The following is a 12,746-nucleotide window of genomic DNA, read 5'->3' as shown; positions in this document are numbered from 1 at the left end:
AGTCGAGCCTGCGCGGATTGCCTGCTGCCACGCGCGCTTCGATGCCGATGAAGGTTTGCAGTGGTTACGCGTGCAGTTAACGGATTGTGCGGTCAGTTGAGCCCACTCATCATCCGCACGGACGATTTGCGACTGGAGTGACTGATGAATCAACAAGGCAGCGATCCGCAAGTGCGGAACCCCGGCATTCCACAGCGGGGTACCTTGCGCAGCCTGTTGATCCCGGAGTGGCTCGGCAGCTATCGGCCGGACTGGCTGCGGGGCGATGTGGTCGCCGGGTTGACGGCAGCGGCCGTGGTCATCCCCAAGGCGCTGGCGTACGCCACGATTGCCGGCCTGCCGGTGCAGGTCGGGCTGTACACGGTGCTGGTGCCGATGGTGATCTATGCCGTGCTCGGCACGTCGCGTCCGCTCAGTGTCAGCACCACGACCACCCTGGCCATTCTCGCCGGCTCCGCGCTGGGCCAGATCAGCCCCGATGGCGATGCGGCGACCCTGCTGGCGGGCTCCGCCACGCTGGCCTTGATGGTGGGCGCGATCCTGATCGTCGCGGGGTTGCTGCGCCTGGGTTTCGTCGCCAATTTCATTTCCGAACCGGTGCTGGTGGGTTTCAAGGCCGGCATAGGCGTGGTCATCGTGCTCGACCAGCTACCCAAGCTGCTGGGCACCCACATCGACAAAGGTGGCTTCCTGCACAACCTGGTGGCTACTGTTCAGAGCATCCCTCATGCCTCGCTACCGACCGCGGCGGTCGGGGTGTTCATGATACTGCTGCTGGTCGGCATGAAGCGTTTTACGCCGCGCCTGCCCGCACCCTTGATTGCGGTGGCGCTGGGCATCCTCGGCATGAGCCTGCTTGGCCTGGAGAGTTTTGGTGTGTCCGCCGTCGGCGTGGTGCCGATCGGGTTGCCGGCGCCGACCCTGCCGCTATGGTCGTTGGCCGAAACCCTGTGGCCTTCGGCGATGGGTATCGCGCTGATGAGTTTCACCGAAACCATCGCCGCGGGACGCGCTTTCGCCCGCAGTGACGAGCCTGCACCACAACCGAATCGGGAGCTGCTGGCCACTGGCGTTGCCAACATAGGCGGTGCGTTTCTCGGGGCCATGGTCGCGGGTGGCGGGACCACTCAAACGGCGGTCAACCGCCTGGCCGGCGCCCGCTCGCAACTGGCCGCACTGATTACCGCTGCACTGGCATTGGGCACTTGCCTGCTGCTGGCACCGCTCATTGGCCTGATGCCCAATGCCACGCTCGCCGCCGTGGTGATCGTGTATTCGGTGGGCTTGATCGAGCCGGCGGAGTTTCGCGAGATCCTGTCGGTTCGCCGTACCGAATTCGCCTGGGCCGTGGTGGCCATGATCGGCGTGATGCTGCTGGGCACGCTGCAAGGGATCGTCGTGGCGATCATCGTCTCGTTGCTGGCCCTGGCCTATCAGCTCTCGGACCCGCCCGTGCATGTCCTGGCACGCAAGCCCGGCACCAACGTCTATCGCCCGCAGGCCACCGGCAACGCAGATGACGAACAGTTTGACGGGCTGCTGTTGCTCAGGCCCGAGGGGCGGGTGTTCTTCGCCAATGCCGAGCGCATCGCCGAGAAAATCCGGCCGCTGATCGATGCGGCGACACCCAGGGTCGTGGTCCTGGACCTGCGCAGTGTGTTCGACCTGGAATACACGGCCCTGAAAATGCTCACCAGCGCCGAGCAGCGCATGAGCGAGAAGGGCATTTCACTGTGGCTGGTGGGTATGAGCCCGAGCGTATGGGACATGGTCATCAAGGCACCCCTGGGCCATACGTTGGGCGAGGCCCGCATGTTCCTGAACCTGGAACTGGCTGTTGAACATTACCAGCGCAGTCGACGCTGAATGAACGCGGCCGGGTGTATCCCGGGCGCTGTGTGACGCATTGAAGGAGGTAACGGGCATGGCAAAGAAGAAGGCTGCAACGAAGAGCAAGCCGGTTGAAAGCGGCAAGCTCAAGAACAAGGTGTATCTCGAGGAGCTGGCGCGGCTGCATGTCGAGCTGGTCAAGCTGCAGGAGTGGGTACAGCACTCGGGCGCCAAGGTCTGCATCGTCTTTGAGGGCCGTGATGGCGCCGGCAAGGGCGGGACCATCAAGGCACTGACCGAACGGGTCAGTCCGCGGGTGTTCCGGGTGATAGCGTTGCCGGCACCGACCGAGCGGGAAAAAAGCCAGATGTACGTGCAACGCTATCTGCCGCACATGCCGGCGGCCGGTGAAGTGGTGATCTTCGATCGCAGTTGGTACAACCGTGCCGGTGTCGAGCGGGTCATGGGGTTTTGCACCGACGAGCAGGTGCGCACCTTTCTCACCGTGGCGCCGCGCGTCGAGCATGCACTGGTCGAATCGGGCATCATCCTGATCAAGTACTGGCTGGAAGTGAGCCCGGAGGAGCAGACCCGACGCCTCAAGGCGCGCATCACCGACGGGCGCAAGATCTGGAAGCTGTCACCGATGGACCTCAAGTCCTATAACCGCTGGTACGACTACTCCCGTGCCCGGGACGACATGTTCGAGGCCACCGACACCGAGTTCGCCCCGTGGCGGGTCGCCAACTCGAATGACAAGCGGCGGGCGCGACTGAACATCATCAGCGATGTGCTCAGCAGCATTCCTTATGAGGAAGTACCGCGGGCGAAGGTGAAACTGCCCAAGCGCCAAAGTCCCGGCAACTATCGGGATCCGAACTATCCGTTCAAGTACATCGCGGAAAAATTCTGATCGATGCATTGGGCAGGAGCCGGCCCACGCCAGCTCCTGCCGCATGCCATCAAGCCTTGATCACATACCCATACGCCCGGGTACAACCGCCTTCCTGCTTCAGGTACACCCCTTGCAACTCCGGCGTGAAGCCGGGCAAGCGGTTGATGCCTTCCTCCAGCGCCAGGAAGTATTTCAACACCGCGCCCCCCCAGATTTCACCCGGCACCACACAGAGCACACCCGGTGGATAGGGCAGCGCACCTTCAGCGGCGATACGCCCGTCGGCATCGGCCAACGCCACCAGTTCGACGTTGCCTCGGATGTACTCGATTTGCGCTTGCTGCGGGTTCATGGCCTTTTTCGGGAAGTGTTCCTTGCGGAACATGTCCTTCTGCAGTTGCTGTACGTTGTGGTGGCGATACAGGTCGTGCATTTCCTGGCAGAGCTGGCGAATGGTGTAGTTGCGATAGCGCTCCTGATGCTGCGCGTAGATGGCCGGCAGCACCCGGCTCATCGGCGCGTCGTCGCTGACGAAGCGTTCGAAGCGGGCGATCTGGGCGGCCAGGTGGGTCATCTTCGCCCAGTCTTCGGCCGGGGTGAGCAGGAACAGGATCGAGTTGAGGTCGCATTTTTCCGGGACGATGCCGTTCTCGCGCAGGAAGTTGGCGAGGATGCCGGCGTGAATGCCGAAGTCGGTGTAGCTGCCGTCCACCGGGTCGATGCCCGGCGTGGTGAAGAGCAATTTGCACGGGTCGATGAAGTACTGCTTCTCGGCGTAGCCGGCAAAGGCGTGCCAGCGGTCCTTGGGATGAAATTCGAAGAAGCGGATGTCGCTGGCGATGTCTTCCGTTGGGTAGTCTTCCCAGGCGCGCCCTTCGATGGTGTCCGGCACGAACGGGCGGACCATGGTGCAGGCTTCGAGAATCAGCTTGCGCGCTTCGATGCCGAACTTCACGCAGTCTTCCCACAGGCGCAGGCCGCTGCGGCCGGAGTGGATGCGCGCGTTGACATCCAGCGAGGCGAACAGCGGGTAGAAGGGGCTGGTGGAGGCCTGGGCCATGAAGGCGTTGTTGAGTCGGTGGTGGTTGCAATAGCGGGCCTGGCCCTTGATGTGGCGGTCTTTCTTGTGCACCTGGGAGGCCTGGGAAAAACCGGCCTGCTGTTTGTGCACCGATTGGGTGACGAAGATGCCCGGGTCGTTTTCGTTGAGGTCGAGCAACAGCGGCGAGCAGTCTTTCATCATCGGTATGAACTGCTCGTAGCCGACCCACGCCGAGTCGAACAGGATGTAGTCACACAGCTTGCCGATGCGGTCGACCACTTGCCGGGCGTTGTACACGGTGCCGTCATAGGTGCCCAACTGGATGATCGCCAGGCGGAATGGCCGAGGCAGTTGGGCCTTGTCCGGGGCGACCTCGGCAATCAGTTCGCGCAGGTAGTCTTCGTCGAAACAGTGGGCGTCGATGCCGCCGATGAAGCCGTAGGGGTTGCGCGCGGTTTCCAGATACACAGGCGTAGCTCCGGCCTGCAGCAGCGCGCCCTGGTGGTTGGACTTGTGGTTGTTGCGGTCGAACAGCACCAGGTCGCCCGGGGTCAGCAGGGCGTTGGTCACCACCTTGTTCGACGCCGAGGTGCCGTTGAGCACGAAGTAGGTCTTGTCGGCGTTGAACACTTGCGCGGCGTGTTTCTGCGCCAGCAGCGCCGGGCCCTCGTGGATCAGCAGGTCGCCGAGCTTGACGTCGGCGTTGCACATGTCGGCGCGAAACAGCGTCTCGCCGAAGAAGTCGAAAAACTGCCGGCCGGCCGGGTGCTTGCGAAAGAACTGGCCGCCCTGGTGACCGGGGCAGGCGAAGGTCGCGTTGGCCGCTTCGGTGTACTTCTTCAGTGAGTCGAAGAAGGGCGGCAGCAGGCTGTCTTCATAGGCTCGGGCCGCTGTTTCCAGTTGGTTGCCATGGTACTCGGCGTTGGCGCGGGTGAGATCGAAAATGCCGTTGACCTGCAGCAGCACGTCCGTCAGGTGCTTATAGACTTCCCGGGGACGGTTGGCTGAATCCGGCGAGGCCACCAGGAAAATCGGAATGTCGAAACCGGTGCGCTGAATGGCACCCAGGGCGCCGGCCATGACGTCATTGACAGACACCACCGCCACGGCGACGTTGGTGAAATCGGTCTGGCTGAGCGCTACCACTTCCCGAGCGTTCTTGAAGCTTGCGGCAGCGCCATCGCTGGCGGCTATTTTCAGGGGTTTCATCGTGGCGTCTCCAGGCGGGCACTCAATTGTCCGCAACTTTTCAAGAGATCAACTTCCGAGGGAGCCTTCCAGTTCCCCTGATCGGAAATCGTGTCACCACTGGTTATAGAGCATTTTCCTGATCTGTCAGCCTTTTACCGCGACCTTGCACATCTTGACGCCTCACGACCTTTTGGTCAGGCGTGCACCAGCGCAATGGTGAACGAGACCACGATCATGCAGGCAAAGGCAAAATTGATATTCATGAGGTTTCCATCCAGGACATGAGCGACGGCGCCATCTTGAACAGCTCAGGGGAAAATAAAAAATTCGCTGTAATGATTTGAAAGATCGAAAAAAATGATACCGGGCCGGTTCGTTGTTTTTGCCGGGGGTTGCGGATACTCTCGTGCAACACGCAGTTACACGCATAAACGGGCAAAAACATGCAAGACAACCATGCTGCTGTCGAAATGCCGTCAGTGCGCCGGCAAAAAATCCTGTTGATCCTCGAGCGTGACGGCAAGGTCATGGCCTCGGAGTTGAGCCAGCATTTCGCGGTATCCGAAGACACCATCCGCCGCGATCTGGCGGAACTGGCCAGTGCCGGCCTGGTGCAGCGGGTGCACGGCGGGGCGTTGCCGCGGCCCAAAGACACGGGCAAGGACTATTTCACCCGGATCAGCGAAACCGATGAGGTGAAAACCCATCTGGCGCAACTGGCCGCGCGACGGGTGCAGGACGGTCAGATCGTGGTGTTCGATTCGGGCACCACCACCTTGCAGATCGCGCGTTCGCTACCGACGGAGATAGCCATCACCGCGATCACGGCGTCGCCGATGACGGCCATTACCCTGTCCGAATACAAAGGCATCAAGGTGATCCTGGCCGGCGGCCAGCTCAACCCGGCGACGATGTCGGCCAGCGGCCACGAAACCCTGCGGCTGCTGGCAGGCATCAAGGCCGATCTGCTGTTCACCGGGGTCTGCGCGATTCACCCGCAGGTGGGCTTGAGCTCACTGCACTTTGATGAAGTGCCGGTGAAGCAGGCGATGCTCGATTGTGCATCCCATGTGATTGCCGTTACCACGGCGGACAAACTCGGCGCGGTGGAGCCCTTTGTCGTCGCGCCTTGCAACCGTGTGCACACGCTGATCACCGAGCGGCATGTGGCGTCTGGCAATGTCGAGGATTATCGGGCGTTGGGGATTGAGGTGGAGCAGGCTTGAGCATTTTTTGCTGGTAGATGTGTTGAATGTGCCGGCCTCTTCGCGAGCAGGCTCGCTCCCACAGGGGATCGGTGGCGCACACAAGTCCAGTGTGGGAGCGAGCCTGCTCGCGAAGGGGCCAACACAAACAACATCAATGCAGGGGGCTCAGCGCAGTCGCTCAAGCATCTGGTAGTACCACATCCCGGCAGCCAGCATCGGGTTGCCCAGCAGATCGCCCATGGGCACGCGGATGTGCTGGCAGGCGGCGAAGGTGTCGAACTGCTCCATTTGGCCTGTGATCGCGCGGCCCATGATTTCACCCATGATGTGGGTGGTGGCGATGCCGTGGCCGGAGTAGCCCTGGCAATACCAGACGTTGTCCGACAGCTTGCCCAGTTGCGGGATGCGGTTGATCACGATGCCCATCGCGCAGCTCCACTGGTAATCGATGGCCACGCCTTTGAGCGCCGGGAACGTCTGCTCGATGCACGGGCGCAGCTCGGCGGCGATGTTCCGTGAATCCTTGCCGCTGTAGTTGGCGCCGCCACCAAACAGCAGGCGACCGTCAGCGGTGAGGCGGTAGTAATCGAGCACGAAGCGGCAGTCGTAGACCGCCAGGTCTTCGGGGTTGATCTGCCTGGCCAGATCGCCCAGCGGCGCAGTGGTGACGATGCCGCCCATGGCCGGGAAAATCTTGCCCTTGAGCTTGCCCGGTTCCAGCTTGTGGTAGACGTCGCCGGCCAGCAGCACCTGGTTGGCGTCGATCTGCCCGTGGGCGGTGCGTACGCCAGGGCTCTTGTGAAGGCCATCGCCGTGGATGATCTCCAGCACTTCGCTGTTTTCGAAGATCAACGCACCCAGGCTTTCAGCCGCGCGGGCCTCGCCGATGCACAGGTTGAGCGGGTGCAGGTGCATGTTGCGGGTGTTCTTGATCGCGCCGTGGTAGAGGTCGCTTTGCAGCAGGTCGCGCACCTGGCTGCGGTCGAGCAGGCTGACTTCATCGCCCATGCCACGACACACCGCCTCGTCGTAATCCTTGCGCAAGCCGTCCATGTGCACGGGTTTGTACGCGGCGTGCAGGTGGCCGTGCTTGAGGTCGCAGGCGATACCGTACTTTTCCACGCGCTGTTGGATGATCTGGTGTCCACGCCAGCGCAGATTCCAGATGAAATCGTCGACTTCATCACCGAGGGTGCGGCGCATCTGTTTGCGCATGGTCTCGTCGCCCGACAGGCTGCCGGTGACCTGGCCGCCGTTGCGCCCGGTGGCGCCCCAGCCGATCTTGTGGCTTTCGACGATGGCGACCTTCAGGCCTTTTTCCGCCAGCTCGACGGCGGTGGCCACGCCGGTGAAGCCGCCGCCTATGATCACCACGTCAACCTTGTGCCGGCCTTGCAGCGTCGGGTAATCGGTGTCCTGGTTGAGGGTGGCGGTGTAGTAGGAGTTGCAACGTTGAGTCATGTCGGTGTCCACGCGAAATTGAAAGAAACTCAATGCCAGTCAGTCAAAGTGCGCAACCTGTGGGAGCGAGCCTGCTCGCGAATGCGGTGTGTCATTCGACATCAATGGTGAATGACACACCGCATTCGCGAGCGGGCTCGCTCCCACAGGGATTGCAAGCGCTGAGCTGGATAGCGAAAGGAGGGGGCGCGCCGCTCAGGCGAGCAGGGCGCTATCCGGCGGACGTGCGGAGTGACGCAACTTGGAGCGGCGCAGGGCCATGGGCAGGTTGACGATGCGCTTCATGCAATGCCGTCCGCAGCCAGCAGCGAGGTGGCCTGGATCGAAATGTTCAGCAGTGACGGCAAAGTACGCATGGCGCAGGTTTCCGGCGGCGGAAATCGTCGGTGGCGAGTGGAACAAGCCATCCGGGGATGGCTGGATACTAGGGAGGATTGGGGCGCGTGTAAATGTTTGATTCAGAACATCAGGTGCACCACCAGCCCGATCAACCCGCAGCCGATCAACACCTCGATCACTCCGCGCTTGAACCGCAGCAAGGCAATGCCCGCCACGCTGGCGATCAGCAGCGAAGGCCAGTCCAGTTGCCCTTCGAAGCCTTTGGGCCACAGCACGTGATAGGCAAAGAAACACGCCAGATTGAGAATCACGCCCACCACGGCGGCCGTAATGGCCGTCAGCGGCGCGGTGAAGGTGAGTTCGTTGTGCGTCGATTCCACCAACGGCCCGCCAGCGAGGATGAACAGGAACGAAGGCAGGAAGGTGAACCAGGTCACCAGCGTGGCGGCCACGGCACCGGCGACAAAGGCTTGATCCGGGCCGAAGACCTGCTGCACGTAGGCGCCGATGAAGCCGACGAAGGCGACGACCATGATCAACGGACCTGGAGTGGTTTCGCCGAGCGCCAGGCCGTCGATCATCTGCGTCGGCGTCAGCCATCCGTAGTGACCGACCGCGCCCTGGTACACATACGGCAGCACCGCATAGGCACCGCCAAAGGTCAGCAGCGCCGCCTTGGTGAAGAACCAGGCCATCTGGGTCAGCGTGCCTTCCCAGCCGAACAGGGCGGTGAGCGTGGCCATGGGCAGCGTCCACAAAATCGCACCGATCACCGCCAGGTACGCCAGCTTCAAACCACTGAAGCGGGCGTGCTCAGGGGACGGAGTGTCGTCGTCGATCACAGCCGGGCCGTAGGATTGCTTCGCCGCGCTGTGGCCTCCGGTCCTGAATTTTTCCGGTGCCAGGCGTCCGCCGAAGTAGCCAATGACCGCCGCGCCGAGCACGATCAACGGAAACGGCAAGTTGATCACGAAGATGGCCACGAAGGACGCGGCGGCGATGCCCCATAACCAGGCATTCTTCAGCGCCCGCGAGCCGATCCGGTGAGCCGCCTGCACCACGATGGCCGTGACCGCCGGCTTGATCCCGTAAAACAGTCCGGCGACCACGGGTAATTCGCCAAAGGCGATGTATACCCAGGACAGGGCAATCAGGATGAACAGCGACGGCAGCACAAACAGCACACCAGCGATCACGCCGCCCCAGGTCCGGTGCATCAGCCAGCCGATGTAGGTCGCCAACTGCTGAGCCTCGGGGCCGGGCAGCAACATGCAGTAGTTGAGGGCGTGCAGAAAGCGTCGCTCGGAGATCCAGCGCCGGCGTTCGACCAGTTCCTGATGCATGATCGAAATCTGCCCCGCTGGCCCGCCGAAACTGATGAAACCAAGCTTGAGCCAGAACAGGAAGGCTTCCCGCAGGCTGATGGTCCGGGGCTGGGGCACAGCCTGTTGCGTGATCGGGGAGGGCGTGGGGCTCAAGCGCGGGTTCCTTGTGCAGGGAAACGTTGAGCCCGTGACTGTAGCTATGCCGGAACGCGTTGCATAGCCGCCTCTTGTGGCGTATCTGCCCAGCGCTCGACAGCGGATCGGTCGCTGTCCCTGGCATCGACCCAGCGTGCGCCGTCCGCCACGTTTTCGCGCTTCCAGAACGGCGCGTCGGTTTTCAGGTGGTCCATGATGAACGCGCAGGCCTCGAAAGCGGCCTGGCGATGCGGGCTGCTGACGCCGACAAACACGATCGGCTCACTGATCGACAACGAGCCGATCCGATGCACGATCTGTACGGCCCGCAGTGGCCATCGGGCCCGGGCGTTGCCGATGATCTTTTGCAGCGAGCGTTCGGTCATGCCCGGGTAGTGCTCCAGAAATAACCCCGCGACCGCCTCACCCTGATTGATGTCGCGCACATAGCCGACGAAGTTGACCACGGCACCCACGCCCGGATCGTTCGCCTGCAGGCTGGCGATCAACTGAGTGACGTCGAACACTTCACGCTGGACCCGAACCGTCATGTCTCAGCCCCCGGTGACCGGTGGGAAAAAGGCGATCTCGTCATAGTCCTCGATCACCCGGTCCGGATGGCACAGCTCCTGGTTCAGTGCGCACATCAGGTTGTTTTCACCGAGCACCTGGCGCCACAGCTCGCCGCGAGCCATCAGCAAGCGGCGCACGTCTTCGATGGTCCTGAGGCTGTCGGTCAGGGGCAGTTTTTCACCGCCCAGGTTGAGCTGTTCGCGGTAACGGGCGAAGTAATTGATCAGGATCATTGTGCGTCCTCGAACTTGAAATGACCGGAGCGGCCACCCTGTTTACTGAGCAGGCGGATGTCATCGATGACCATGCCCCGGTCCACGGCCTTGCACATGTCATAGAGGGTCAGGGCCGCCACACTGACGGCGGTCAGGGCTTCGAGCTCGACCCCGGTCTGGCCCTCGACGCGGCAGGTGCCGAGGATTTTCACGCTGTCCGGTGTGCAGGCCTTGAGTTCGACATGGATCGAACTGAGCAGCAGGGTGTGGCACAGCGGGATCAGCTCATGGGTTTTTTTCGCCGCCATGATGCCGGCGATCCGCGCCACGGCAAATACGTCGCCCTTGGGGTGGCCGTCGCTTTGAATCAGCTTCAGGGTTTCCGGGCGCATCCGCACCCAGGCCTGGGCCTGGGCTTCACGCTGCGTCGGGGTTTTTTCGCTGACATCGACCATGTTGGCGCGACCCTGATTGTCGAGGTGGGTCAGGCCGTTGGGCGATGCATGTGAAATGTCTGTCATGGGAGGTTCCTGCGCTGGCCGGCGCGGTGATCAGTTGAAGGCATCATGCCGGGCTGTAGATGCGTGGCGCGTTGCGGTGGGGGACGTGAATCAGGTTGAGGCGATGCTTGGTCGCCCATTGCACGGTCAGGGCGGTGGGCGCCGACAGGCTGACCAGCGTGCCGAGCCGGGCCCTGACGGCCTTGTGGATCAGCTCCAGGCTGCAGCGGCTGGTGACCACGGTGAAGCCGCTGCGGCTGTCGATGCCGGCGTGTTGCAGGGCGCCGATCAACTTGTCCAGCGCGTTGTGGCGGCCAATGTCTTCGCGGCAGATCAGCGCGTTGCCTTCGGTGTCGAAGTACAGTGCTGCGTGCAGCGCGCCGCTGCTGCGGGCCATTTGCTGGGCCTGTTCGATGCGGTGGCGGATGTCGATGAAGTGCTCGGCGGGCGGCAGGGCAACCGGCTCGAGAATCTCCAGTTTCGGCAGGGCCTGCTCCAGCGCTTCCACGCCGCACAGTCCGCAGCCACTGGTACCCGCCATTTGCCGACGATGGTTCTTCAGCGCCCAGAATGCGCGGCTGGAGATCTGCACGTCGGCCTGAACAGCCTGGTCGAAGTGGGTGAGGCGCAGGTCGTAGATTTCACTCTGGTCCTCAACGATGTCGTTGCTGACACTGAAACCGCGGATGAAATCTTCGAGGTTGCCCGGCGACACCATCATCACGGCCTGGCTCAAACCGTTGTAGGTGATTGCCAATGCGATCTCTGCGGCCAGCGCCGCCTGACAGACTGATGCGCCGTTGTCGTATTCGCGAAAGTTCACACTCAAGGGTTTGGGGGCGGGTGCGTTAGTGTCGCTTCGATATTCGGCTTGTTCAACTTTGCACAACATGAAAAGAACCTCGAAGCGCTGAATTAAGTTCAGGCTACGGGTAACTTTTCAAAGCGTCCAATCGCTTGTTCCGATGCGCCGATTGGTGATGTCTATCACGCCGGGCAAACATGCCCGGTGCGGTTTTATATAAAACTGAAACTTGATCAGTCGGCCCGGCTGAACAGGGTTCGTGCTTCGGCGAAACACTTCTCGGCAATCGCCGAACGTGGCTCGGTCTTGCGCATCACCAGGCCCAGGGGCGCGAGCACGCTGGCATCGGGCAATTCGATGAACGACAGGTGTTCGATGGGCTCTTCCAGGCCACTGTCCAGCGGCATGATCGCGCAGCAGAAACCTTCGTGGATCGCCTGCAGCAACTGGTAGGTCGAATCGCTTTCCAGGATCGGCTGCGGGTCCAGTCCGCGGCTGCGAAAGCTCAGGTCGATGGATTTGCGGTAGTGCATGCCGTTGCTGAGCATCCCCAGCGGCAGTTCGGCGGCGTCCTCCCAGCTCATCTGCGTGCCGTCGAAATGGAAGTGGCGGGTGTCGTACAACAGGCCGACGCGGGTTTCGCCGATCTCGAAAAACTCGAAATAGCTCGGGTTGACGTGATCGAGGTAGCACACGCCCAGGTCCAGCTGATTGTTGCCCAGGCCCTCGATGATCTGGTCGGAACTCAGGGACGACAGGCTGTACTTGAGCTCGGGAAAGCTGCGGGACAGGCCCTGGATGTAGGTGACCGGGTTGAAGCTGCTGAGCGGCACCAGCCCCAGGCGCAGGTTACCCACGAGCTGGCCCCGGCACGCGGCGGCCTCGGCGAACAGCCCGTCGTGGGCGGCCAGCAGGGTCCTGGCCCAGGCCAGTACACGCTCGCCGGCCTCGGTAAAACCTTCGAAGCGCTGGCCCCGGGTGACCAGCACCAGGTCCAGTTCATCCTCCAGGTTGCGCAGGCGCATCGACAGGGTGGGCTGGGTGATGTGGCAGCGCGCGGCCGCCTGGCCGAAGTGGCGGGTTTGCTCCAGGGCGATCAGGAACTTGAGTTGTTTGATGTCCATGACGGCACCTGCTGGCGGGGGAGTGAAGGGTTAAGTATTGACTCAGGTGTGCAAGACACAAGGCGAGACGGAAACGTGAGGTGCGGACGATCTCATTGTCTTT

11 protein-coding genes are annotated in these 12,746 nt (G+C 62.2%); 3 read left to right on the top strand and 8 right to left on the bottom strand.

Features of this window, described 5'->3' with window-relative positions; genetic code table 11:
* Positions 1-144 precede the first annotated feature (144 nt).
* Together AC3WJW_RS23405 and ppk2 are read left to right on the top strand one after the other, a co-directional pair.
* Positions 145-1,866: a SulP family inorganic anion transporter gene (locus AC3WJW_RS23405; RefSeq protein ID WP_493727573.1), complete on the top strand. Its 1,722-nt coding sequence runs from the start codon at positions 145-147 to the stop codon at positions 1,864-1,866.
* 58 nt (positions 1,867-1,924) lie between these two features.
* Positions 1,925-2,743 (top strand): polyphosphate kinase 2, encoded by an 819-nt coding sequence (ppk2, locus tag AC3WJW_RS23400; protein ID WP_493727572.1) that lies wholly within the window; start codon positions 1,925-1,927, stop codon positions 2,741-2,743.
* A gap of 49 nt (positions 2,744-2,792) precedes the next feature.
* Here ppk2 and speF read toward each other — a convergent pair whose 3' ends face one another.
* Positions 2,793-4,976, bottom strand: coding sequence for an ornithine decarboxylase SpeF (speF, locus tag AC3WJW_RS23395; protein WP_493727571.1), 2,184 nt, complete (start codon positions 4,974-4,976; stop codon positions 2,793-2,795).
* 425 nt (positions 4,977-5,401) lie between these two features.
* Between speF and AC3WJW_RS23390 the strand changes: the two genes are divergently transcribed.
* Positions 5,402-6,184 (top strand): DeoR/GlpR family DNA-binding transcription regulator, encoded by a 783-nt coding sequence (locus tag AC3WJW_RS23390; RefSeq protein ID WP_493727570.1) that lies wholly within the window; start codon positions 5,402-5,404, stop codon positions 6,182-6,184.
* A gap of 147 nt (positions 6,185-6,331) precedes the next feature.
* Here AC3WJW_RS23390 and AC3WJW_RS23385 read toward each other — a convergent pair whose 3' ends face one another.
* The 7 genes from AC3WJW_RS23385 to AC3WJW_RS23355 form a co-directional block, all read right to left on the bottom strand.
* Positions 6,332-7,627, bottom strand: coding sequence for an NAD(P)/FAD-dependent oxidoreductase (locus tag AC3WJW_RS23385; RefSeq protein ID WP_493727569.1), 1,296 nt, complete (start codon positions 7,625-7,627; stop codon positions 6,332-6,334).
* Between the two features lie 458 nt (positions 7,628-8,085).
* Positions 8,086-9,444, bottom strand: coding sequence for a chromate efflux transporter (gene chrA, locus AC3WJW_RS23380; protein ID WP_493727568.1), 1,359 nt, complete (start codon positions 9,442-9,444; stop codon positions 8,086-8,088).
* A gap of 44 nt (positions 9,445-9,488) precedes the next feature.
* Complete coding sequence (gene moaE / locus AC3WJW_RS23375) at positions 9,489-9,977, bottom strand: molybdopterin synthase catalytic subunit MoaE (protein WP_493727567.1); 489 nt, start codon at positions 9,975-9,977, stop codon at positions 9,489-9,491.
* 3 nt (positions 9,978-9,980) lie between these two features.
* A complete protein-coding gene (moaD, locus tag AC3WJW_RS23370) occupies positions 9,981-10,232 on the bottom strand; it encodes a molybdopterin converting factor subunit 1 (RefSeq protein WP_493727566.1) in 252 nt (83 codons plus the stop codon).
* Positions 10,229-10,735, bottom strand: coding sequence for a cyclic pyranopterin monophosphate synthase MoaC (moaC, locus tag AC3WJW_RS23365; protein ID WP_493727565.1), 507 nt, complete (start codon positions 10,733-10,735; stop codon positions 10,229-10,231). The genes moaD and moaC overlap by 4 nt, the downstream gene beginning before the upstream one ends.
* Before the next feature lie 43 nt (positions 10,736-10,778).
* Entirely contained in the window at positions 10,779-11,606 is an 828-nt protein-coding gene (gene fdhD / locus AC3WJW_RS23360; protein WP_493727564.1) for a formate dehydrogenase accessory sulfurtransferase FdhD, read from the bottom strand.
* 146 nt (positions 11,607-11,752) lie between these two features.
* Positions 11,753-12,643 (bottom strand): LysR family transcriptional regulator, encoded by an 891-nt coding sequence (locus tag AC3WJW_RS23355; RefSeq protein WP_493727563.1) that lies wholly within the window; start codon positions 12,641-12,643, stop codon positions 11,753-11,755.
* Positions 12,644-12,746 lie beyond the last annotated feature (103 nt).

It is taken from the genome of Pseudomonas sp. GW821-FHT07G06 (genome assembly GCF_058986625.1).
Note: the sequence above shows the minus strand (reverse complement) of the source record. Positions and strands in the feature narration are given on the sequence as shown.